Below are 24,153 nucleotides of genomic sequence, written 5' to 3'. Positions count from 1 at the left end.
AATAGACGGATCCCTCAGCAGGGGATCGGCATATTGGTAGGATAATCCACCCGAGCCGTCACTAACTCAAGGGTGGATTATTTTTTTCGGTTAAATGACAGAATGGTTACGATTAAACCTGCAAAACCAATCGCAAACATGAATGATTCATAAACTGTCATCCAGCATCACCCCCTTTCTGTTTGGGAGTGTGCCGACCACCCTTGAAATATCCTATTCTATTGCATATATATTATACCATTCCCACACGCCGATAGGAACGTATGTTTCCATTTAAATTCAACTTGAATTTTTCAAAGTTACCCTATTTAATATCCTATCTAGACAACAGCTTAACACTCCCGACAATCTTCGAACTCAAATATTCATCCTCATCCCCTGGCATCACCCGAATGGCCCCCATACCATAATGATCATGGTAATCGTGATGGAAATATCTCATCCCTTCGGACACTTCGTCGGTTGTGGGTGTAAGGATATACACCTCCTGAGCCGCTCGCTCACCGGTGTCCCGCATGAGAATGCCATCACGGTATTTATGCATTTCTCCCAATGCCGTACCAAGATTGTCCGGAACGCGATATTTCGGGTCAAACACAATCAGGCCGTTTTCCCCTTCCAGAACAATATCCGGAATCATCTTTTGCGTATACGTATGGAAATTTGGGGAGTTGAATTGATAGGCCCGTTGGTAGTACAGGCTCACACCGCCACGCAACTGAATTTTGCTTTCCTTATTCTCGGCCAGATTAAGAAAAATGCCATCCTTCGTTAACTTATACAAACCAGCGGTATCGGACACAAAATCAGCTTCCCTCAGAATCCTGACTACCTTCATAAAGCACCACATTTCATACAATTGAAACGTGTCTTTTAATGAAATCGGGTAATCAAAGCCGATGCCCTCACGGTTATGCTTATAAAGCTGGTCAAACCATTGATACCACAGGCGGTAAACAGGATGCTTACGAAACTTTTGCGTAATCGTATAAGGACCTTCGTTTGCTGTGACTTCATTCATAAAAGAACTGTTCAGCCAGCGCTGGACAATCCCTTTATACTTCAACGCTTTGCCCGCAACCTCTTCATGTTCAATCATTTCATACTTGCGGAGAAGCCGATATAAATCCTGCAACTGCTGCTTTAGCACTTGATTTTCGTACAGATTTCGTGTTTCCAATGTTTTCACATTTTGTACCGTACTCGGAATCTCATCGCCGTGCCCTTGCAGATCCATCCACCTTAAAGTAACGTGTTCCGATTGCTGGACCTTTTCCCGTTTCATCATCATGGTATACTTGTCCAAACGGCGGAGCGGCTGCTTTTCAATTTTTGAAAAAATGTGCTTCAACTGATGAAAGGATTGATCCAAATAACTCCACTGTGTCCACGTGATATCACGGTTTCGCCCTGATGCATTGACATGGGTCGTCAACCCGCTGAGCTGGAAGCAGCTATTCGCCTCCGACAAGATTTCTTCCAGCATCAGGTTGAACTGACCCTCCGTTAGTTTCCGATCATCCGGATAAACAAAGGTATCAAATTCCTGACCGTTCAAACAAACCTTAACGGAGCCAGATTGAAATGGAGTCATAAATGTGGAATATCCTTTTCCCTCTTTTTGAAAAAATGGGACCGGAATACCCTGAAATCTCACATCCATTTGTGTACCGTGATAACGCAGCTTATATTCGGTCGCTTCTCTTAGATACGCATCCAAAAATGGAATCCAGCCTAGCTGCTTATCAAAAAGCTCAAACTGGTTATCGCCAGAATTGGGTTGCACCATAATACTCTAACTCCTCTTTCATCCGTTTCACGTGCTGAAGTGAGATGGACGCAGAACTAATATTCATGGTCAGCCATTCCTCCAAATTCGCCAGCATATCAGAAATCCGCTCATCCCCCCGAACTTTCGTTAAAACTTTTTCAGAAATCACCCGATCCAATGCTTCCATCGCATCCAGTTGATACTCTTCAGGGAGTTGATGATTGGCATATAGCTTTTGCAGCATTTCCCCCATCGAACGATAACCAAAATGCAGCTCATAAACGGATAACGTGCGATGCAATTCCCGTAAAATCGTAAACTCGTTCGTAAGCGCAGCTTTCAAATCCTGGTCTACCCTCTCCCAATACGAATCAAAATCAACATCGGAAAGCGTCATGACAAAGGCACGGTCCAGCACTTTATCAGAGATAGAATGGGTGGTTTCGTCAACATTAATGGTTCCCAACACATAAACATTTGGCGGAATTACCAGTTTCTTCGGAATATCAGTAATCTGATCATCCTGATGCAGCGGAATTTCTTTGCGGGATTCAACTGCACTTAAATAATCGCTCAAGTAATATTCCACACGGGCCAAGTTCATTTCATCTAATAAAATAAAATGAGGCTTATCCCTCTCTTTTAATGCATGCAGAAGAACCTGGAGGAACTCCGTTTTGACATAGCGTTTTTCAAAGGAACTATAATAACCGAACAAAGCTGTCGCATCAGTCCAGTCCGGACGCACCGGAATAATCGTAAAATACGGATTCTCACTCTCATATTCCAAACCATAAACAGCATTGGCATATAAGCGGCAAAGCTGAGTTTTCCCTGTCCCAGAAATTCCGCTTAACAGCACAAAATGCTTATCATCCAAAGCGGTCAGATTCAAATGTAAGTCCCGAATAATGTCATTGGAAAATGTAAATTGACTGTTAGAAATCATGTTGATGATTTCACTGAACGTAAAGTTCGGTTCTAAACCCGGTTCCGTCTCGGGGTCGTCCTCTTCACCTGTTCCGACAGTTGGAGCATCAGACCGTAATTCCAGCTTCCCTTTAACATGAGCAAAAAGGAGGCCAGCATCGATAAACGTTTTCTTGACCGCTTCAGCCCCTTCCACAAAGGACTGCGTTTCATTATTGAAGCTTCCTACATAATAGGAACTTCCTTTTACCTGAATATGATGCTCACCTAACAATCGCATCGCGTTGGCCATTACCTTCGCATTCTCCTGGTTCTGTCCCGCGAATGACTTGGTAATCCACCACTCTATCGTGCCGTCCCCAATTATGGCTCTGGCACTTGTGAAAATATGATTATGACCCTCCAGCTGCACGATAATCGTCTGGAATGGCGAATCTTTATCACTATAATCAAGGTAGCTCATATACCCCTTTGTCAACATTTGCTCCCCATCATAAATATTAAAAGGCTGGCGTTTTCCCTGTTTTTGATCTTCCAATGGCCCTATATCGACAGAATAGGGACGACCCAGCAAATGGGTTTCTTTAATGTTTCGGGTCGCGGCGAGGAGCATCAGGGCATCATATGCTCGAGTTGAAACATCAATTTCTTCGTTATAAAAACTCCGGAATGGGCCAAGCTTTTCCCAAGCGGAGACAAGCTCGGCAATCAGGGATTCCTCTTCCAAGTTCCCTTCCAACGGCAGGCTTGTTCCAATTTCAAAGTTTGGCCGTTTGCGTGGTTTAATACAGCTTTTGACAAACGGAACAAACTCCTCTTTTGGGATCACCGACTTTTCCTTCCACCCCGTAAAAATAGAATAATCGGACGGAATCGCCTCCAGGACACCATGAATTTTATCGTTCCGAACCCATGCCCAAAACGGGATGAAATTCAGTTCAGAATGAATCATCAACATTCTGCTAATCCCCTCAAGTTCAAGGGTGAGGAAATTGTACTCCTTGTCATCCACTTTCCGATTCAGTTTTATATAGTGTTTCCGGCCAATATCGGAATCCTTTTTCTTTTCTGCATATGTAGGGTTACGAGCATCATGATAGGTAGTGGTAAGCGTCGTATCATAGCTCCTTATTATGTACTCGTTTCCGACTGTAATCCCGATTCTTTCTACAAATTGTTGAAAGATTGGTTTCACAACCGGTGAAATTTCGTCCAGTACCTTCCGGCAGCGAATTTCTGTGTTGTCCTCGTTAAATAGCGATTGAAAATATGTAAGATTTAGCATTTAGTCACCTGCTTAATATGTTTACCTTTATGGAGGATTTTACTAATCTACATTTGGAAATTCAAGGTTATTTCTATTCTACCAGATTTAGAAAATTTAGATTTGCCAAATTTGGTGAATCTGGGGTTGTGGTCCTACAAAGAAAAAATTAAATTGGGATAATTTAAATTGAATCTAACTCTTAAAGGGCCATTTAAAGAGATTCCTATGGATCGGAATTCTTTGTATAACTCTAAAGGGTATAAAAATAAGTGAACATATCATTCTTAACAAAAAACGTGCAGACCTTAAATAGTTAAGAGTACTGCACGTTTTTGATATTATACCTCTAATTAGCCCGAGTTAAAAATGAGGTTCTTTTCTATTTTTATCCTACTATACTTCATTACTTTTTTTGCAGGAGAACTTCACGATGCAGCACATGTTTAGCGGCACCGATATATTCATCGAGTGCCCGCCTGCTAATGCTTGCGGTTGGCACAACCCCCTCAAACCCATGGAAACATCCTGGGTATAAATGAAATTCAACATCTACACCGGCACGGCAAAGTCGTGTCACATAATCAAGTGTTTCATCTCGAAAAGGATCTAATTGGCCTACACAGGTGTAAGTATAAGGAAGTCCGGATAAATCTGTTGCCCGGGAAGGTGCAGCGTATGCAGGAACATCGTCGGATCCGTTAGCACCATTTAAGTACATCGTCCAGCCTTTTTGATTCAAATCATGATTCCAAACCATATTTCCGGTTATTTCCAGACTTGATGGAGAATTATTTCGGTCGTCGATCATGGGGTACAATGGCATCTGGAAACATAACGCCGGCCCTTTTCGGTCTCTTGCCAGTAAAGAAAGGGCGGCAGTTAGTCCACCCCCTGCACTGGCACCCGCTGCACCGATTCGGGATGGGTCAACCCCTAACTCCTCAGCATGTTCTGAAAACCATTTAAGCGCTGAATAGCAATCCTCCAATCCTGCCGGATAAGGATGTTCTGGGGCTAGCCGATAATCAACGGAAACAACGACGCAATTTGCCTCTTTAACAAAGCGTTGACACAGACTATCATCACCTTCCGGAACTCCAAGAACATAACCTCCCCCGTGAATCCATAACATACCAGGCAAAGTTTCGCGTTTCTCTCTTGGTTCATAAATGCGCACCCGAACAGAAGGATGATCATTTGGGCCCGGTACCATCCTATCATAAATATTAACAGCCTCATCCACTGGTAATTCAATAGTTTGTGAGAGGGCAGCCAATGCTTGTCTAGTTGCTTCAACATTTTCTAAGTCAAGTGGCGGAAACAATTCCAGTATTTCTCGTAGTTCAGGATCAATCCTATTTTTCATCTATCATTCACCTCTGTTTTTTTATTTCACCTATTAGGCAGGTTTGTTTAATTGTATGCGTTTACAATTTTAAAAAATCACTTTTCCTTTGAAGAAAGTTTATGCGGTTAAACCTCCATCAATAGTTACAATGGAACCATTCATGTAACTAGCTTCATCTGATACGAGAAAGCAGACAACATTGGCAATTTCATCAGGAGAAGCAGGTCTTCCAAGTGGACCGTTCTGGACTGGGTCAGACATATCCATGTCCTTCGTCATATTCGTTACAACACCACCCGGGCAAATCGCATTGATCCGGATTCCTTTTGGTCCGTATTCAGCAGCGGCGGTTTTCGTGAGACCTACGACACCATGTTTGCTCGCAGAGTAGCCGCCTAAAAATGGCGTACTTTGAACACCGGCTGTTGAGGCCGTATTAATAATGACTCCCGATTGCTGCTCTTCCATTACTTTTAACACGTATTTAAGCCCAAGAAAAGATCCTTTTAAATTTACCGCAATGATGCGGTCGAAAGTCTCTTCACTATAATCGGCCAAAAGTGACGGAATGCCAAGAACACCAGCATTGTTAAAAAACACATCAATTCTCCCAAACTCTTCTATTGTTTTGCTAACATACCTCTCAACATCGGATCCCTTCGATACATCTGCTTGTATAAGAATTCCTTCTCCCCCGTTTTCCTTTACAAGGTGAAGCGTTTCTTCTCCCCCTTTTTTGTCATAATCAACGAGGACGACCAGCATTCCCTTCTCTGATAGTTTTAAACTGACAGATCGGCCAATACCGCTTCCGGCCCCTGTAATAACTGCTACACTATTTTTTAAAGGCATGCCATCACTCCCTTTCTCTTTGTTCCTAGATCGGAACTTGCTACAAATATGATTTGGCCCAATTTAGGTATTGGTCATGAAAAATAGCAAACTACCGATGTAGAAACCATTAACGCAAAGCTTTGATTGTGGACAATGTAAACCCATTGTATCCCGAAGCAGCGACTTCATTGCATTTTTGTGTGTAATGAACAAATCCCCCCAAATAAATAAGGAAACTTCGAGGCTTCCCAGCAATATTCGCTCCAGTGTACCAGGATTCGGTTTTCACATAAAGAGTCGCCTCCGCTACCTCCCGGCAATGCTTACTCCATGCTTCTTCTGCCTCTATAGTAGGTTCAATTGCATCAACACCTTTCTCGCGGAGGTATTCAAGACAGTCGATAATCCATTCCACATGCTGTTCAATCGCTGAAGGCATATTGACAAGAACGGACGGACTCTCAGGCCCAGTAATCATAAAAAAGTTTGGAAAATCGGACGTTGCAAGCCCTAGGTATGTCCTTACCATAGAGCCCTCTTCCCATTTTTCCTTTAACGACATCCCGCTTTTTCCACGTATGTCCATTTTAAACAATGGACCTGTCATCCCATCATAACCAGTTGCAAAAACAATGATGTCCAGTTCATACTCGCCATCTATTGTCCGAAGGCCGTTTGGGGTAATCTCTATTATTGGCGCTTCCTTGACATCGACTAAAGTGACATTTTCTCGGTTATAGGTCTCATAATAACCACTATCCAAGATTGGGCGCTTTGTCCCAAAATAATAGTCTGGCAGCAGCTTTGCAGCAGTTTCCGGATTATGAACAATTTCTTTTATTTTTGAACGGATAAAATCACTGACGGTATGATTTGCTTCCTCATTAATTAAAAAATCATTATAAGAAGACGTTAGACCAAAACCTCCTTCTTCCCAAACCTTCTCAAAAATCTCTCTTCGTTTTGCAGGCGAATCAGATAATGCTGAGATATTTCTAATTTGAAGGCCATTACCCGTATCGGTTTCGCGCATAAGTCTTTTAATTTCAGCAAAGTTTTCTTTCGTTTGTTTGATAAACGCTGGGTCATAAAGGTGGTTTCTAGCTGGAATTGTATATTGGGGGGTTCTCTGAAAAACAGTTAGGTGACCAGCTTCTTTTGCAATGACGGGAATGGCCTGAACACCACTTGAACCAGTGCCAATTACCCCAACCCGCTTTCCTTTGAAATCGACTTTTTCTTGGGGCCATTTGCCGGTATGATACCACTTACCCTTAAAACTTTCCAATCCCTTAAAATTAGGGAGATTAGCGGAAGATAGGCACCCTGCACCAGAAATGAAATACTTTGCTGACACACTTGTTCCATCATTTAATTTTACATTCCAAAGATTCTTTTTCTCATCGTAATGGGCTGCAATAATTCGAGTCTTAAACTGAATGTCCCGACGCAGGTCAAATTTATCGGCTACATAATTTAGGTAACTAAGGATTTCTGGCTGATCAGGGTATCTAGAAGTCCAATTCCATTCTTGATAAAGCTCTTCTGAGAAAGAATAGTTATAATAAATGCTTTCGATATCACAACGTGCACCTGGGTAGCGGTTCCAATACCAAACACCGCCCACACCATCCCCTGCTTCATAGACTCTGGTTGAAAAGCCGGCCTCTCGTAGACGATGGAGCATGTATAATCCAGAAAAACCGGCTCCCAGCACGACGACATCCAAATTATTTACTTGATTTGTGTTCATTTTTTACCTCCCCAGTTTTAAGTCTAAATGTAAAGCATCTTATTTATTGGAATGGAAGAATCCACCGCCTATTTAAAGAATACTACCTTTTGAAATAATTGAATATTCCGCACTTTTAGAGTATAATATCCCCAAAAAAAGGGGATGTTTTATGGTCTCATTCACTACCATTCAGCAATCACTTCAAAGTCTGGAGCCTATCTTAAACCATGAGGAAAAGTTTTTTAAAATTTTGGAGATTTACATGGAACTCTTCCCTGTCCAAGATTCTTTTTTGTTAAGATATTCTCCTTTAGGTTATCTTGCCGAAGGAATGATTTCTCTTAATCCATCGGGAGGTATTCATATAGGAGAAATTCGTGAAGACATTCGTTCTTTTCCCATTATTTTTTCTGCGATTAATGAAAGAAAAGCAAAATATTGTACTGGGCTTGAATACCTTAAACAAATGAGTATTAAATATCCTATACCTTCTAACCTCAATTCCTTTGTAGTCGTTCCGATTTTCTTTAATTCGGTTGTTTTTGGTTATATTTGTAGTACAGAGTTTGAAGAGAACGCAAAGATCGATGATCAACTGCTATTAACTTTTACCTTTTATGGAAAAGAAGTGGGAAAAGAGATTATTGGTAGGAATTATGATAAACGAATACAATTCTTAAGCCGGCGAGAATTGGAAGTAATGAGGAGAATTTCATTAGGAGAAAGCACGAAGGAAATGTCTGAAAGTATGGCAATTAGTGAATTAACCATTAATCAATATGTAAAAACAGCGATTAAAAAGCTTGAAGCAAAAAATCGATCACACGCGGTTGGAGAATTATTTAGGAAAGGGATTTTATAAAATTTTATAATGGGAGCGTAATCATTTCATTCTAAAAGACGTATCAGTTTAGTAAATCTGTAGAAAAAGGATTGAGTCCTGTGCAGTACAGAATTCAATCCTTTTAGATATTTCTTTATTTTTTTATCTATCTGCCTTCTTGTTGAATATTACTTTTTTATATTTAACTATTTTTAAAATTCCCAAGATAAATTTTTTATTTTTACTTGTGGTACCGCGGCGTTTTGAGCAAGAATACCACCATCTGCATTTATTACTTGTCCAGTAATGAAATCAGATTCCTCACTTGCTAAGAATAAAGCTAAGTTTGCAATATCATTTGGATTACCAATTCGATTTACTAATTTGTTTATTGCGACTAATTCTGCCAAACCCGAATATAAAATATACAAAAAGATTGCCAGTATAACTAATTACATAGGTTATACTTGATAGCCTGGGCACTTCATTCTTGACCCAAAATTTTATTTTTTGGTCATTCTTTCTACTCTTTATTATTTTTAAAAATGATTATGCATGAGTAATTCTTTTGGTGACATAAAGGTGTGGCTTCGATTTGTGAGGAATCCTAATAATAGACCAATAATAAATTGAAAATAAAAAACTGCCCCTTAAGAGCAGCCCTTCAACCACTTTTTATCACTTATGGTGCTTATTATATAGAAAGACCTCCGTCTACTGGGATGACAGCTCCATTGATATAGCTGGAATCATCGCTGGCCAAGAATAAATAAGTATTGGCGATATCTCTTGGTGTACCTAGCCGTTGAAGTGGTACTTTCTCTCTCATTCCATTTAGAATTTTTTCGGGCATTTTTTCTGTCATTGCGGTCATGATAAAGCCTGGAGCAACAGCATTCACATTAATTCCTTTCCGGCCAAGCTCTTTTGCCCAAGTTTGAGTCATCGCAATAACAGCCGCTTTCGTTGCAGCGTAATTCGTTTGACCAAAATTACCCATTCTCCCTACTATACTACTAGTATTGATAATTCTACCATATCCCTCTTTAATCATATGGGGAACAACTGCCTGTGTACAATGAAAGACACCAGTTTGATTAATGGATATAACCTGATCCCATTGCTCCTGAGTCATTTTTACAAGAGTAGAGTCCATTGTAATACCAGCATTATTTATTAAGATATCAATTTTTCCAAATTGTTCAATAACCTCATTGACCATCCTATTCACTTGATCACGTATTGAAACATCTACACCCAATCCAATACCGTTAATCTCTTTTGCTGTTTCTTCCGCTAAACTTTTATTATAGTCAGCCACAACAACGTGTGCACCTTCCCTAGCAAATAACAAACTAGTTTCTTTTCCAAGGCCGCCAGCGCCACCAGTTATAATGGCAACTTTTCCTTCAAGTTTCATAATTTCCCCCTCTCATTCTCCCAAAACATTCCGCATATCCTACTAATTAATATTATAATTTTAAATCCAGTTCCCTAAGACTATGATTATTCGTTTCAAATCCAATTATATTGTTTGCGATAAAATCCTTTATTTCTTTCTCGGAAAAACCCAACTGACCTAAAATTTCCTCTGAATGTTCACCTAGAGCTGGAGGAACGGTAAACTCTTGTACGGGTTTTCCTGAAATCTTAATAGCAGCGCCGGGAACCGGAACTTCAACATCTCCCATCGTTAGAGTCCGAATCATTTCTCTATGTTGGATTTGAGGATTATTGATGACTTCCTCTAAATTATTGACTGGACTGCTGGCAATACCCGCTTGTTGTAAAAGTTGAAAAGCTTCCTCTTTCGTATGTTTAATCGTCCAATCCGCAATCGTATTATCCACTATTTTTCTGTTTTTAAATCTTTCTTCTTCCCTCAAGAATGGCGAATCAATTTGACCCCATTCACTTTTGCCTATTAGTTCAGCTAATTCTATCCACTTTTTCTCCGGTGCATTAATATAGGCTCCCAAAAATACATACCCATCATTTGTAGGGAACGCTTTCGAATATTGAAAACGATCACTCATTCCCCACCTTTGTTTATTGATGCCATGTAACTTGGCTTCAGCGACGCTAAACCCTAATAAAGAAACCAAACCATCAAGCATACTAATATCCACGAAGCGGCCTTGTCCAGTTTTTTCTTTATGAAACAAGGCAAACATTGTCCCTAAAGTTGCTTGCAAACCAGCAATATGATCGGCAATAAAAGTTCCAACATAGGTTGGCGGCCCATCTGGATGTCCAGTTAATTCTGCTAACCCACTCATTGACTGAATGACACCATCATATGCTCCGTAATCCCGATAAGGGCCGGTTGATCCGAATCCAGTAATATGTACCATGCTAATTTTCGGATTAATAGCGGAAATAGTTTCATAGCTAAAACCTAATTTTTCGGGTACATTGGAACCATAATTGGTAACTAAAACATCTGACGTTTCTACTAAGCGGAGAAGAATCTCTTTACCCTTCGAACTTTTCAAATCTAATGAAATCCCTCTTTTATTCCTATTCTCTGAGGCAAAATACAAACTGACATCATCATGCATCGGGGATGATGTTCTTCCAACCTCCCCTTCCAGTCGTTCAATCTTTATGACATCAGCACCATAATCAGCAAGCATTTGGCTGCAATAAGGTCCAGCAATATAATGGGTTAAATCCAAAACTCTTACTCCAGATAGTACACTCATAAATTTCACCTCATTTTTTTAAAAAATATCTTTAAGAATCGCTATATATCATGCCTTGTTTGTTGAGTTGGAATGGTTGCAATCGCCTTTACTTTAGAACTCACGAGTGCGTTGCCAGTGAGTTCATTTTTTCGGAAGTTCCCTGGTGATGTACCGACAATTTTCTTAAACGTCTTGATGAAATGAAAAATATTATTGTATCCTACCTCTCTACCAATCTCTGCTACATCATAATCGGTGTTAAGCAGTAACTCCCCAGCTTTATCAATTCGCACTTTATTGAGATATAGATTGATGGTCATACCAGTATTTTCTTTAAATGTTTTACAAATATAATTTTTGCTATGACCAACAAACTTTGCTAAATGGTCCAAAGAAATTTCATTTTTATAATTTTTTTGAATATTCTCTTTAATTTGATCTACCACTTTAGACTTTTTGGGATTTGTTGATAACTCAATTTTCTGAAATCTAATCATGTAGTATAGCACAGCAATAAATGTATGCGTTGCTATTTCTAAATACCAAGGAAGTGTATCAATTCCTTCTTTAAAGACCAATGCCAGCATTTCTTCAATATTATCTGTTCCCTGGCACACAATAGGTATCTGATTTAGACTTTCTTCAAGCTCGTTATCAAACACAACATACTTTACTTCCAACATTCGTAACGGATTTCCATCTACATCTCGTGTGCTGGAAATGCCATGGATATCATTTGGTCTTGTAAAAAGATACTTCCCCCGACCCATTTTCACGGATTCATTCCCTACAATAAAATCTCCTTCTCCACTAATAACATAGTAAATCTGATAATAATCATGTTTATGAGGAGTAAGACTGCTGCCTGCTGGATATTCACTTTTCGCAAGCCAAAGTATGTTTAACATATTAAGAGTCATTTACGTAATCACCTTTGTGGTAAAATTATTATTTTTTCGTGTTCATTATATTAATTCAGGTTTATATTGTAAATGCTCATTTAAACATTTCCCAGATATGCTTTGGCAATATCTGAGTTAGTCCTAATTTCCTCTCCCCTGCCCTCAAGAACAATCCGGCCGGTTTCTAGGACGTAGGCGCGATCGGAAATTTTTAATGCACTATTTGCCATCTGCTCTACTAATAGAACTGTGACGCCTGAAGAACTAATTTGCTTTAAAAGGTCAAAGACTTCTCCTACAATGATTGGAGCAAGCCCAAGTGAAGGCTCATCAAGAATTAACAATGAGGGGTCCGTCATTAAGGCTCGTGCAATAGCCAGCATTTGCTGCTCGCCTCCGGAAAGAGTTCCTCCCATCTGATTTTTTCTCTCCTCGAGCCGTGGAAAACTTTCAAAAATAGATTGCAATCGTGTCTGGACTTTCTTAGCATTCTTTTCAATGTACGCTCCTAAAAGAATATTTTCCAGAACAGAATGTTGAGGGAATATCTGCCTCCCCTCCGGCACTAACCGAATCCCTCTCCGAACCAGTTGATCAGGCCGATTTTTGGAAATTTCCTTATCCTGAAAACGAATGCTCCCTTGTTTTGCTTGATGCAGACCAACAATGGTGTTGAGGATCGTACTTTTTCCTGCACCGTTTGCACCCAAAATTGTTATAATCTCTCCTCTTTTCACATGAAAAGATATATTGTGTACTACTTCAGTCTTTCCATAACCAATCGTTAAGTTCTCTACTTGTAACATAGATTATGCCCCCTCGCCCAGATATGCTGTTTTTACAACAGGATTAGTATTTACGCTGGCAGGGTCGCCCTCAGCAATTTTTTTACCGTAATCGATTACTGTAATGTAATCGGAAATTTCCATCACAAGATCCATATGATGCTCAATCATCAAAATCGAAATACCGGCATTACGGATTTTATGAATGATCTTTGCAAATTCCATCGTTTCCGTTTCGGAAAGGCCAGCGCATGGTTCATCTAATACTAAAAGATCTGGCTTCATATAAAGGGCTCGAGCAAGTTCCAATAACTTTTGCTGACCTGCAGAAAGGCTTTCCGGATCGTAATTTGCTTTGTCGTTAAGATTGATTATCTTTAAATATTCCATCGCCTCATGAAATGATTTCCGTTCTTCCTTCTTCATTTTTCGAGTCCGGAAAATAGAGTCGATTATCGAATAGCTATAAAACAAACGTCCCCCGATTGCAACATTTTCAACTACTGATAGATTGTTAAAGAGCCTAACATGCTGATACGTCCGTGAGAGACCCTTCTTCGTTAGATTAAAAAATTTGTCACCGGTAATTTCCTTCCCATTGAAAGTGATGGAGCCTTCTGAGGGTTTGTCTATCCCGGTAATCATATTTACTGTAGTACTCTTACCAGCACCGTTGGGACCTATTAGTGAGTGAACAGTTCCTCTTTTAATGGTCATATCTAAACCGTCTACAGCTGTTACTCCCCCAAATCTCTTTGTAAGTCCCTTAACAACCAGAATGTCTTCGATTTCCGAATTATTCTTAATAACATTACGTTCAATGTCAAACTCATTGCCCTCTGTTTTTTCCACTATATAATTGTTATTGTCGATTTCCTTAAAATACTTCTTAATAGTTCCTGCAATACCAGCAGGCATTACCTGCGGCAAGATGACGAGGAGCGCACCGAATACAATTTGCTTTAAGTCAGGAGCCGCATTAAATAGCATAGGTATAAATGTGACAAAAACCGCCCCGATGATTGGACCACTAAGAGTACCCTCACCTCCAACAACCGCCATCAACAGTATGAATACTGTAAATTCAAAATTGAAGGTATCGGGGCTCAAATAACCGCTAAAGCTGGCATATACACTGCCCGCCAGACCAGCAAGTATAGAACTTAGAAAATAACCAGCTATCCTATACTTGCTATAATTAATACCTACCCCCGCAGCTGCAATTTCATTATTTTTGATTGCTATTAAGTCTCTGCCCCACCGGCTTTTCATCAGATTCCTCTGTAAAACTACACAGAACAACATAATAATGAAAATCACATAATATTTCTGAAAGTTATTTAAACTAATGCTAAAAATGTCCCAGGAAGGTATGTACATTCCCCCGGACCCGCCAGTAAACCATTGCCATTCATTCAGTATTTGCTGCACTATTTCTAATAGTCCTATACTAATAAGGGCCAAGTAATGGTGCTTGACTTTAGAAGCTGGAAGGGAAACTACCAAACCCACTAAACCTGATGCTAATGCACCTGCAAGTAATCCTACAAGGAACGGCATATTATAGCGGGTAATCGCTACTGCGGAAACATATGCACCTACACCGTAATGAGCGGCAAAAGCGAATGAGGTAATTCCGCTAAAACCCGCTGAAATGTTATACCCTACTGCAAGAATAATATATATAAAGATTAATGATATAAGCCGCATATAATAGTCACCAGCAAATAGAGGGAGAACAAAACTAATCAGTAATGCGGCGGCACAAACCATTTTAAAAATACGACTATATTTTTTCTGCATTGAGTTCGCCTTTATTAAAGAGTTTGGCACTTAATATCCCCCCCGGTAAAACTATAATAACTATTATCATAATTAAAAAACTGATAGAATCTACGAATCCGCCTGGAACAATCATATTTGCAATTTCCTCTATCAGCCCTAGTAAAAGCCCTCCAACGAATGCACCCCTGGTGTTTCCTAGCCCGCCAATCAATGCCGCTGCAAAGGCTTTAATACCTACTGAGTAGGTCATTGTATAACTTGCGAAGGTTATCGGGGCAATAAGAGCACCACTTATTGCTGCTACAGCACCTGAAATTGCAAAACACATCAACACAATGCGATTACTCCTAATGCCCATAATCCGAGCGGTATCTGGACGAAAGGAAACTGCTCTAACAGCACGGCCGAAGTTAGTCTTTTGCATCACAATCTGATAAAGAGCACCTATTAATACTGCAACAAGAATCATCATAATCTCATGTACCATAATCTTCGTACCAAAAATCGGAATAACTTTTCCATCAAAAAGGAATGGATACGCCTTTGGCTCTGTACCGAACAACATTCGGGCCGTATTGTCTAGAATGATTCCTGCACCAAAGAGAGTGACAATCCATCCTGAATTCTGGGTTAGATCTCCTAATTTTTCTACAGATACTTTATAAATCACTATACTTAGGACTATGTTAATAATGACAGCCAGAATAATAGCCGTAATATAATTCATATGAAAAATACTTAGTAACCAGTAACTTGTCATGGCACCTATCATAATGACAGAACCGTGAGCAAAATTTATAATCTGTGTGGTAGAATAAATTATGCCAATAGCAAGCGCCATTAATGCGTAAATGCTTCCATTGGAAAGGGCAGTTATTATTTCTTGCATCAATAGTCTCCTTTCAAATTTGATTAATAGTTTTATAAAAAATTTCCCCAAATTACTTGATAAGTGCCGGCACCACTAGGTGCACGACACTTATGTTAAGAACTAATCCGCTTTTTTAAAGATTTCACCGTAAGCCATGTCACCTATTTTGACCTTTAACAATTCCGCAACAGGAAATCCTTCGTGAGATTCTTTTGTAAATGCATATTTATTTACATATACAGAATCAAAATCTTTTATATCCGTTTCCAAAACCTTTTTCACTTTATCACTATCAGTTGTACCGGCTTTTTCGATGGCCCATTTCAGCAAATACACTGCATCGTATGCTTGAGCAATCATGCCTGCACTAGTATCTCGTTTGTCTTTTTCGCCATATTCAGAAACGACCTTTTGGTACATCTTCCAATATTTTGGAGCTAACTCTTCTTTGCCAGTGTCTAATGCCCAGCTACCAGCAGTAACAGTTTTCACTTTATTAGCACCAGGACCGGCCAGTTCAGTGAAATTCGGCATGTTTAAACCTGTATAGCCAATAATATCTAAATCATTAATGTAGTCAATCCGTTCAAGGGCCCTAACAATTTTTGCACCATCAGCACCCAAGGTCCAGAATAATGCAACGTCTGCTTTAGCATCCTTGATCTTCTGAGCAACAGGTGTCATGTCTGCATCATCTGCTTTATAGGTAACTTTGACTGCAGGGGTTACACCCTGACTTTTCATGGCTTCTTCCATAACGGACATACCATCCGTGCCAAGTGCTGAAGTATCAGCAACCAGTGCAATTTTTTTAGCTTTTTCTTCAACGGCAATTTTCACAATAGCCTTTGCCTGTATAGCATTTGACGGCAGAAGTCTAAATGCATACGGATTATTTGGATTAATCAGTTGGGTGCTTGTTGCTATCGGAAGTATGGAAATAATTTTGTTTTGCTGAAGAAATGCCATTGAAGCAGCGGCAGGTGTAGAGTTGGTAGGACCAACCATAAAATCCACCTTTTCTTTGTCCACCAACTCCTCCACAAAAGTTTTCGACTTAGTTGGGTCGGCTCCATCATCACGTTTAACTACTTTCACTTTGGCACCCAAGATACCACCATTTGCATTAATCTCCTTAACCGCCAAATCGACCCCCTGAGATTGCGCCACCCCAAGTGTAGCACTAGAACCAGTCATGGCTCCTATATTTCCGATTACAATCTCTTTCGGTTTACCACTGGCCTCTTTAGCTGTATCATCATTTGTACTGCTACAACCAGTAAAAAGTAATGACAAACTCAGAATGATCGAACTCATAGAAACAGCGCTTTTTCTTCTCATCTTTCTCCCCCATTATTAGTATTCTTATCCGGCTGAATAACATATTAATTTCCCTTGTTGCCCTCAGATCATTTTATTCCTTACATTAAAACCGATATCTTAACTGTTAAATTGTACTTAGAAAAAAAGAATAAGTTTTTCATACTATCATTATTTTTCGTTTTCGGGAATTTCGAAAAGAAATGATAGGTTTATAAAATGTAAATTTAAGAGTGCCAACAATAATGAAAAATTAATGTTTTTCAATTAACCACTCTTAAGTGTATCCTTTATCCAATATCATTCAGAAATCTACTTGGTATTAAAAAAGATTCTTTAGGTAAATTAAGAGAAAGCTTTTTAAAGTTATAAAGCATTTTTGATAAAAGCATGTGATAAATTCCCATCGATCAAAATTTTTGTCTAATGCTTCGTTGATACCAAGCCCGAAATATGTAACCCCTTACATTAAAATCAACACCTCCTTTTTGTATTCGAATAATATATAACAACTTTTATAAATTGATTTACTTATATTATCCGAACTATAATTTGAATTGTTTTCCAGGTTTGTAAATATCCTTATGATATTTAACCATAAATTAGCATATTAATTACCTACAGTCAATTATTTATCTTAAAATTTATAAAATTCACAATTGGTTAATTATTATAAATTTACTTATATCACTCAATTTATTGGATATATAATATGTCAACTTTTTAGCAATTGGCTTAGGATTATTAAAATTGAAAGTTACTAGTAACTACGAAAAAGTATCATTTCACCTGTGTAAATATACTCTAAAGTTTTATAGCCCACGTTAGCTCGACGTTTCTTATTTCTAATTTCAAATTGGAAGATCCCACCACTCCTCGGCTCAAATTCTATCGAAATGAAGCCCAGATATTTTACAAAAATAATGTTTATTTTATTAGAATTTTTTCTAAGAAAATATTCAGCAATAACAATAAGGGCCTCTATTAAGGCCCTCAGAATACCACTATATAAAACTGAGTTTTATGAATTTATGGACCTTAGATTACTCACCCATTTAACCTTTACCGGAGTTACTCCCCCTTACGTTCAAATTGATAACATAGTATTGGTTTTATGCCATACTAAAAACAGAACTACTTTTCAAATTTAGCTTGGAGCATATATCTACCTAAATAAAACAAAACTCTCCAATTAGAGTGCATCGGAAGGTATTTTTGCATGGATTTACATATCAAGCACTATTTACGAAACTTTCCTCAAAGCCATCAATCCAAGCTTCAAAGAGTAATTCTTTTGGTGACATTCATTAAATGTCCTATCTTTTTCCTTATAAAATTAGTTTCTTCGGAGTCCAAATATCAGTAAACCCATTTTCCACCGAATAATGGTATAGCTCTTTAAGTTTATTACTAGAATAAACCTTCACATCCTCTCTTCTTCCAAGTTATGGAATAGCAATTAATGTTTCATTCCTGTCTATTACCGTTCGTATAAAACTATATAAAATCTCCAAATGTAAACACTAATATAAAAAGAAAAGACACCCATCATAGGCGCCTTAGTCTTCTTTATAGTATATCATCAAATTTAGATGTCGCTTTTACAAGCTGTTTCACATAACCATCAAGCAACTCCGAAGGCTTATCTTGATAAAATCCTTTCACTTCCTGTTGGGCCCTTGTCAGCAGCACATATAATAGGCGAGCATGCAGGTCATCTTTCGGGAACGACTCTTCATTGACATTCACTAAAATAACACCATCGAATTCCATTCCCTTACTATTATAAGAAGCCAATACCGACACAAAGCCAGGCTTCACATCTTCTTCAGGATTAATATAAACGACACCTTTTCCGATTTCAGTTGTTAGATAGTCTACTAACTTTTTAGCTTTTTTCTCATCTTTATGAATGATGGCAATCCGTTTATATTTTTTCCTCCACTCCCTAATAGTTGCCTTTATCTTTAACATCAATAATTCCTTCGTTGAGCGGTAGCTATTTCTCCTGGAATTTGAGAGTATGGAGGCTTTAACGTGTGAACTAGAAAATATAGTTACTATTACAATCACAAACGAATTACCTGATTTAGCTTAATTCAGTTATGTAGTCTAAGAATTCCGAAAAATATGATATGATATAAAGGGAGAAATTTTAACATGGGGTGATTATCGGTGAACAAGCAAGAATTTATGGCACATATGGAGCAGGCTTATGATACAAGCGCCATCAAACCGGAAAGTATATTTATGTTCAATATGCTGCAGTTTGAGTTTAATTATGATGATGAGGCGAAAACATGTACCATTACGTGTCCGGTTACTGACATTATGTATAACCCGGCTGGGATCGTGCACGGCGGCATCTTTACCTTTCTCGCTGACACAGCGATGGGTCATTTAAACTTTCGGCTGAAGGACGTACCTTATGTATCGCTAGAATTGAAGACCTCTTTTTTTAAAGCAACGAAATCCGGAAAATTGATTGCAACGTCTCGTTATAAAAAGGATGGCTATAAAATTTCATTCATGGAAGCGGACGTCCGCAATGAAGAAGGCGAGTTATTGTGCACGACCTCGGGCACATTTTATCGATACGACAAGTAACCGAGGGTAAACAGGGGGATGGTTCTCTACTTTATTTTATTATTACTTCCTCTACATAACTACTTAAATCTACCATTTATTTTTATCTTAGGCACCATCCAATAATTGGGTGGTGCCTATCACGATTAATTCCTTTTTGTTAGGCTCTGTTATACTGAATGTTGATTTTACTGTGTTTGAAAAATAAACGGAAAAATTCCGTTTAAATTGGGAAATACCCTTATTTCCTTAAAAATAAAGGAAGCTTTTCCGTTTATTTGATCCAAATCTTTGGATTTTATCTTATTTAGAGCAGTTAATCGGAATTTCTTCGCTTATAATTGCTTGTTAAGCTTCCTCTTTATACATTAGCCGGAAATTCTCCGCCTATGAATTCTCGTACCTATACGAAAATCAACAATGAATAATAACAGAGCCGAATTAATTTGCTTAACTTGATGGCTACAGTGTCATCAGGCATCTAATTGCATAGCTTTTTTTATCGAAAGTAACAATACTTGTTTAATGGTTACAACTTTATGCCATGCCACTTTTTCAAATGCTCAGCATGGGTGGATAAATATGAATGCGGATCAAATAGTTTGTCATAATACTCCAAATCTAGATGGTGCGACTGTAAGTACATTAATGAATAGACAGAAGGTACGGTTGCCGGAAATTTCCCGAATGTATCAAACATGTATTGAGCCTGTAGAGCAATAATTTCTTTAAATTCTTCATCATGAACTTGTGCACTGCTGCGCACGATCGACGGATTCTTCCAAATCCCCTTTGTTTCAGGATGAAATGGACCGTCCTTCCCAAATTTACGTTCCACTAATGCTTCAACTGCATCTCTCATGGTCGGATAATGTGGAGGTGTAAACGAAGTAAACACTCCTTCAAGTCCTGTTGGGTTAGGTATTGCCCAACGTTCATCTGTATCATAGCGGAAGCCAAGACCGGGAACATCCGGATCACCACTGGCTCCTAAAACGGTTAAGCGATCAATTCCATCAAACATCCAGCCACCGAGCCCAATTGCTTGCTGCAATAACATTCCTGAGTATGTTGCTGTGGCTAATTCTGCAGATAGTTCAGCAAGCGAATATTGATCAAGGAAGCTAAGGGGAACCGGATTATCGACATCCACAATATGTCTGTATTTCTCTAAACCTGGGATTTTCCGTTGATTAATATCGTCATAGATAACTAGTCCATTCTGAACGTAGAAGCATAAATTTAAAAGTGTATGCTGGGCTAAATCCCCAACTGGAAACACTAAGAACGTACCTGGCTTATTGGCCACCCAAGAATTATGCCCCTCCATATAGGGCTCATAATTGGGAATATGCAGGCGATTGTCAGATAATTTCTCAATTCTTTTTTGATGTGATAGCAGTAGTTCCTTTGTAGAAAGTTTCCCACTTTCTGAACGTCCCACTTCTGGTGCAAAATCACGGGTACGGAAAATGTATGTCCCTGTGTCATCCGTAAAAAACACTTCAGAAGTATGAAAGCCTGCTGCAGATGGATGGGTTCTGCCCGACGCTGATCCAGAATAATTGGATAGATACGGTTTATAACGTTCATGTCTAGTAACTGAATGATGCCAACCCGTTACACCACTGACCCCCAATAATATTAGTAGTTTTTCTAAATTATTTAGCGGTACTGGTTCGTGTTTTGATTTATATGCAAGCGGTCCGTCAGGTATTTCTGCTCCAAGAAAAAATCGGCGGGAACGCCTTCCAAAAAGTGCTTCAAGAAGTGGGAATTCTGATAATTCTCTTAGTAAATCTTCATTTATGTCCGCCTCAGAAAGATCAAATTCACTTTGCTTCATTTTTGTCATCGTTATATATTCCTCCCTAATAATAAATTATTTTCTAATCTATTTATAAAAAATTCTTTGCTCACAATAGGTCATGATTTCTTCTTCTACCATCGTGTTGAAAAATGGGTTTTGTGTATGACACTTTTTCTTTATTACCTTTGTCAGCACGGTTTCATTCTCTTTCCATCTGAAATAAATAATATAAAATGTGATTTTGTCTATTTTTCTATTATTCTGTCTATTTAAATTATAATTGAGATATACGTTGATTGAGAATTAACAATATTTAATATGGGGTATAAGTGCCACTTATACCTATAAATTATTTTGACGCTTTCTACACAGCCTCTTGTATGGAGCCTTAAAGTGGGCGTCATAATTATGCAGCGAAAGCTATTATAAAGCATCAACATATACTCATGTGGTATTACACCGTCTAATTCTGGACTGGCAACACCGTCAACTTTCGGTCATTTTTGGATGGCAATAACAATAAAGGGACCCGGAGCCTACCTTGAATGATGACTCTATCTGATTTCAGGGGTGAATTCACGGTGTGCTAAGTTTATCATGGCGGCGATTAATTAGTATCTATTTCAGCAGCATTTACCCTTGTTTCATCTTAAAAAATGAAATTCAATCGTTCCAATGAAGTTTTCGCTGCTTTTATGATATATCCCCCATCGGCAACCATATTTTCAAGGGTTAATATTTGAAATTTAATTCTCTCCGTTTCCAATTGAGGGAACTCAACAATTTTTGTATTCATCTCGATTGAACAACCTCATTGTAATAGCTTCTCATGTAAGGTATCTATTCTGGATCAAGAAATACCCTTTAAGAACCTTCCCCAATCTCAATTTATATAGTTTTGGTCGAAACTTCTAAAAATCAACTCCAAATTAGAAATAAGACTGTATATTTTGCCATTTTCAGAGGGTAATTCGGCACGAAATTAGAAATGAGTGGATTCGCTGAAATTAGGAAATCCGGCTATGGTAGAGATACCCGGGAATACAGAGGCATAAGCGCGCTTTCCTGAAAGGACCTAACGTTGGAAAGCTTTGAACAGTTAGCAGAACAATATCAGCCGATGATCCACAAGATCATTCACTCTCTTCATCTATACACAGACCTGGAGGAATTTTACCAACTTGGCCTCATTTCTTTATGGGAGGCCAACCAACGATTCAATCCGGAAAAAGGGAATTTCACAAACTATGCTTATTCATATATTAGAGGCAAGCTACTTATCGAACTCAATAAAATGGCAAAAAGCAAGGATAGGAGTTTTTGTCCAGAGGAGGAATTCTGGGAGATGGCACCTGATGGCCGGCATGACCCCTCTTTAGAAAAAGAGATCTTGTTATCCTTTTTGGAAATATTAACTCCGAATCAAGGGAAATGGCTTCAGTACACTCTCATTAATGGCCTATCCGTCAGGGAAATTGCCGAACGGGAAAGTGTAACGGTATCGGCTGTTAAACAATGGCGGGAAGGAGCTCGCGGGAGATTGAAGGGTTTAATCGGAAACTGAGTTGCAGGAAATGCCATAATAAAAAATCGTAGAGAGAGAATCAACTAATCCATTATTAATACCCATATTTTGTTCCCCCAGAAGGGTGTTATCGAACTACCTTTGGATAAATATGAGGACAATTTGTCCAAAATTACATCCGTTTAGAAAATAGAGGATAAAATACCAAAAATTAATTTAAAAAGATCCTCAAATCACTTAGATCTGAGGATTTTTTCCCTTACCTTCAAAATTATAATGAAGCCTGTATTTGCACTATAATAAAATAAGAGTCTAAAAGTTGGTTATAGTTTGCCATTAGAATTTTCGAACTTTCCAATAAGACCTAATTACAATAAGGTTTATTGAAGAGAAATTTAATAACAATTGTTTATAGAATAAAAAAACCTCTAGTGGATACTAGAGGGAATTTAAGTTTATGAGGAAACCCCAAGGAATTTATGATGCAGGTCTTCCCTGTTCTTGAATTCTTCCGAGCTGCCGGAATATACGATCTGCCCATTATCGATTACATAAACATAATCGGTAAGATCAATTGTAAATTTAATGTTTTGTTCAGCGAGCAATACGGCTACTTCCATTTGATCAATCATATTTTTAATGACTTCTTTTAGATTTTGTACAATAATAGGTGCAATACCTTCTGTTGGTTCATCGAGTAAAATGAGTTTAGGTCTCCCTACCACGCTTCTTGCAATGGACAAGATTTGCTGCTCACCACCCGAGAGTTCAGACCCTTTTCTTTTTCGAAGATCCTTTAAAAGTGGAAAATTTTCCCAAACCTCATTTAGTTCAAGGGGTTTTCTTACTTTTTTGATAGCATTTGCAGCAATCGTTATATTTTCTTCTACCGTCAAATCTTTATAAATGCGCCTGTCTTCAGGTACATAGCCAATTCCCATCCGAACTCGTTTATGGGTTTTTTCCTTGTTGATGGGATTCTCAGCAAAAGTTATGTCTCCATCCACCCTTGGCATTAACCCCATAATACTCTTCATCGTCGAGCTTTTGCCTGCCCCATTTCTTCCTATTAAAGCCACACCTTGCCCTTCTTTAATCATAATGGAAAGATTATGTAGAACATGACTGGTGCCATAATAGGAATTTAATTTTTCAATCCTTAACATGTTCTCCT

The 24,153-nt window shown here is 38.6% G+C and carries 19 protein-coding genes; 3 read left to right on the top strand and 16 right to left on the bottom strand.

All coding sequences use genetic code 11. The features are described from left to right. Positions 1-316: 316 nt before the first annotated feature. The 5 genes from KHA99_RS21315 to KHA99_RS21295 all read right to left on the bottom strand — a co-directional run bounded on the left by KHA99_RS21315 (position 317) and on the right by KHA99_RS21295 (position 7,903). Entirely contained in the window at positions 317-1,789 is a 1,473-nt protein-coding gene (locus KHA99_RS21315; protein ID WP_213119487.1) for a DUF2357 domain-containing protein, read from the bottom strand. Further along, positions 1,764-3,986 (bottom strand): McrB family protein, encoded by a 2,223-nt coding sequence (locus KHA99_RS21310; RefSeq protein ID WP_213119486.1) that lies wholly within the window; start codon positions 3,984-3,986, stop codon positions 1,764-1,766. Before KHA99_RS21310 ends, KHA99_RS21315 begins: the two co-directional genes overlap by 26 nt. Before the next feature lie 385 nt (positions 3,987-4,371). Then, positions 4,372-5,334: an alpha/beta hydrolase gene (locus KHA99_RS21305; RefSeq protein ID WP_213119485.1), complete on the bottom strand. Its 963-nt coding sequence runs from the start codon at positions 5,332-5,334 to the stop codon at positions 4,372-4,374. Between the two features lie 99 nt (positions 5,335-5,433). Then, positions 5,434-6,168, bottom strand: a complete 735-nt coding sequence (locus KHA99_RS21300; protein WP_213119484.1) for an SDR family NAD(P)-dependent oxidoreductase — start codon at positions 6,166-6,168, stop codon at positions 5,434-5,436. A 109-nt stretch (positions 6,169-6,277) separates the two neighbouring features. Further along, a complete protein-coding gene (locus tag KHA99_RS21295; RefSeq protein WP_213119483.1) occupies positions 6,278-7,903 on the bottom strand; it encodes a flavin-containing monooxygenase in 1,626 nt (541 codons plus the stop codon). A 151-nt stretch (positions 7,904-8,054) separates the two neighbouring features. Between KHA99_RS21295 and KHA99_RS21290 the strand changes: the two genes are divergently transcribed. Continuing rightward, positions 8,055-8,747 (top strand): response regulator transcription factor, encoded by a 693-nt coding sequence (locus KHA99_RS21290; RefSeq protein ID WP_213119482.1) that lies wholly within the window; start codon positions 8,055-8,057, stop codon positions 8,745-8,747. Between the two features lie 173 nt (positions 8,748-8,920). On the opposite strand, the gene KHA99_RS21285 is transcribed toward KHA99_RS21290, so the two are convergent. From KHA99_RS21285 to KHA99_RS21245, 9 genes are all read right to left on the bottom strand, one after another. After that, positions 8,921-9,118: an SDR family oxidoreductase gene (locus KHA99_RS21285; protein WP_307852124.1), complete on the bottom strand. Its 198-nt coding sequence runs from the start codon at positions 9,116-9,118 to the stop codon at positions 8,921-8,923. Positions 9,119-9,402: 284 nt separating this feature from the next. Further along, positions 9,403-10,128, bottom strand: coding sequence for a beta-ketoacyl-ACP reductase (locus KHA99_RS21280; protein ID WP_213119481.1), 726 nt, complete (start codon positions 10,126-10,128; stop codon positions 9,403-9,405). 52 nt (positions 10,129-10,180) lie between these two features. Then, on the bottom strand, positions 10,181-11,413 hold the full coding sequence (locus KHA99_RS21275; RefSeq protein ID WP_213119480.1) for a CaiB/BaiF CoA transferase family protein: 1,233 nt from the start codon (positions 11,411-11,413) through the stop codon (positions 10,181-10,183). Positions 11,414-11,454: 41 nt separating this feature from the next. Further along, positions 11,455-12,315, bottom strand: a complete 861-nt coding sequence (locus KHA99_RS21270; protein WP_213119479.1) for an AraC family transcriptional regulator — start codon at positions 12,313-12,315, stop codon at positions 11,455-11,457. Between the two features lie 80 nt (positions 12,316-12,395). Beyond that, complete coding sequence (locus KHA99_RS21265; RefSeq protein WP_213119478.1) at positions 12,396-13,103, bottom strand: ABC transporter ATP-binding protein; 708 nt, start codon at positions 13,101-13,103, stop codon at positions 12,396-12,398. A gap of 3 nt (positions 13,104-13,106) precedes the next feature. Further along, the gene (locus KHA99_RS21260) at positions 13,107-14,915 is read right to left on the bottom strand and encodes a branched-chain amino acid ABC transporter ATP-binding protein/permease (RefSeq protein WP_213119477.1); all 1,809 of its coding nucleotides are present in this window, start codon (positions 14,913-14,915) and stop codon (positions 13,107-13,109) included. After that, a complete protein-coding gene (locus tag KHA99_RS21255; protein ID WP_213119476.1) occupies positions 14,869-15,756 on the bottom strand; it encodes a branched-chain amino acid ABC transporter permease in 888 nt (295 codons plus the stop codon). The genes KHA99_RS21260 and KHA99_RS21255 overlap by 47 nt, the downstream gene beginning before the upstream one ends. A gap of 102 nt (positions 15,757-15,858) precedes the next feature. Beyond that, positions 15,859-17,079 (bottom strand): ABC transporter substrate-binding protein, encoded by a 1,221-nt coding sequence (locus tag KHA99_RS21250; protein ID WP_213119475.1) that lies wholly within the window; start codon positions 17,077-17,079, stop codon positions 15,859-15,861. A gap of 1,548 nt (positions 17,080-18,627) precedes the next feature. After that, positions 18,628-19,032 (bottom strand): ATP-binding domain-containing protein, encoded by a 405-nt coding sequence (locus KHA99_RS21245; RefSeq protein ID WP_213119474.1) that lies wholly within the window; start codon positions 19,030-19,032, stop codon positions 18,628-18,630. 201 nt (positions 19,033-19,233) lie between these two features. Here KHA99_RS21245 and KHA99_RS30955 point away from each other — a divergent pair, with 201 nt between their 5' ends. Further along, complete coding sequence (locus KHA99_RS30955; protein WP_213119473.1) at positions 19,234-19,665, top strand: PaaI family thioesterase; 432 nt, start codon at positions 19,234-19,236, stop codon at positions 19,663-19,665. 508 nt (positions 19,666-20,173) lie between these two features. Here KHA99_RS30955 and KHA99_RS21235 read toward each other — a convergent pair. Continuing rightward, positions 20,174-21,499, bottom strand: coding sequence for a hypothetical protein (locus tag KHA99_RS21235; protein WP_213119472.1), 1,326 nt, complete (start codon positions 21,497-21,499; stop codon positions 20,174-20,176). A 1,036-nt stretch (positions 21,500-22,535) separates the two neighbouring features. On the opposite strand from KHA99_RS21235, the gene KHA99_RS21230 reads away from it, so the two are divergent. Continuing rightward, on the top strand, positions 22,536-23,018 hold the full coding sequence (locus tag KHA99_RS21230; protein WP_213119471.1) for a sigma-70 family RNA polymerase sigma factor: 483 nt from the start codon (positions 22,536-22,538) through the stop codon (positions 23,016-23,018). Positions 23,019-23,434: 416 nt separating this feature from the next. On the opposite strand, the gene KHA99_RS21225 is transcribed toward KHA99_RS21230, so the two are convergent. Further along, on the bottom strand, positions 23,435-24,145 hold the full coding sequence (locus KHA99_RS21225) for an ABC transporter ATP-binding protein (RefSeq protein ID WP_213119470.1): 711 nt from the start codon (positions 24,143-24,145) through the stop codon (positions 23,435-23,437). Positions 24,146-24,153: the final 8 nt, after the last annotated feature.

The sequence above is a fragment of the Neobacillus rhizophilus genome (assembly GCF_018343535.1).
GTDB classification, from domain to species: Bacteria; Bacillota; Bacilli; order Bacillales; family Cytobacillaceae; genus Neobacillus; species Neobacillus rhizophilus.
This window is presented reverse-complemented; position numbering and strand designations above follow the sequence as displayed.

Bases quoted from the DNA above. Each gene is read 5' to 3' on its own strand.
- KHA99_RS21315 (WP_213119487.1), bottom strand. From the start codon at position 1,789: ATGGTGCAACCCAATTCTGGCGATAACCAGTTTGAGCTTTTTGATAAG.
- KHA99_RS21310 (WP_213119486.1), bottom strand. From the start codon at position 3,986: ATGCTAAATCTTACATATTTTCAATCGCTATTTAACGAGGACAACACA.
- KHA99_RS21305 (WP_213119485.1), bottom strand. From the start codon at position 5,334: ATGAAAAATAGGATTGATCCTGAACTACGAGAAATACTGGAATTGTTT.
- KHA99_RS21300 (WP_213119484.1), bottom strand. From the start codon at position 6,168: ATGCCTTTAAAAAATAGTGTAGCAGTTATTACAGGGGCCGGAAGCGGT.
- KHA99_RS21295 (WP_213119483.1), bottom strand. From the start codon at position 7,903: ATGAACACAAATCAAGTAAATAATTTGGATGTCGTCGTGCTGGGAGCC.
- KHA99_RS21290 (WP_213119482.1), top strand. From the start codon at position 8,055: ATGGTCTCATTCACTACCATTCAGCAATCACTTCAAAGTCTGGAGCCT.
- KHA99_RS21280 (WP_213119481.1), bottom strand. From the start codon at position 10,128: ATGAAACTTGAAGGAAAAGTTGCCATTATAACTGGTGGCGCTGGCGGC.
- KHA99_RS21275 (WP_213119480.1), bottom strand. From the start codon at position 11,413: ATGAGTGTACTATCTGGAGTAAGAGTTTTGGATTTAACCCATTATATT.
- KHA99_RS21270 (WP_213119479.1), bottom strand. From the start codon at position 12,315: ATGACTCTTAATATGTTAAACATACTTTGGCTTGCGAAAAGTGAATAT.
- KHA99_RS21265 (WP_213119478.1), bottom strand. From the start codon at position 13,103: ATGTTACAAGTAGAGAACTTAACGATTGGTTATGGAAAGACTGAAGTA.
- KHA99_RS21255 (WP_213119476.1), bottom strand. From the start codon at position 15,756: ATGCAAGAAATAATAACTGCCCTTTCCAATGGAAGCATTTACGCATTA.
- KHA99_RS21250 (WP_213119475.1), bottom strand. From the start codon at position 17,079: ATGAGAAGAAAAAGCGCTGTTTCTATGAGTTCGATCATTCTGAGTTTG.
- KHA99_RS21245 (WP_213119474.1), bottom strand. From the start codon at position 19,032: ATGTTAAAGATAAAGGCAACTATTAGGGAGTGGAGGAAAAAATATAAA.
- KHA99_RS21235 (WP_213119472.1), bottom strand. From the start codon at position 21,499: ATGACAAAAATGAAGCAAAGTGAATTTGATCTTTCTGAGGCGGACATA.
- KHA99_RS21225 (WP_213119470.1), bottom strand. From the start codon at position 24,145: ATGTTAAGGATTGAAAAATTAAATTCCTATTATGGCACCAGTCATGTT.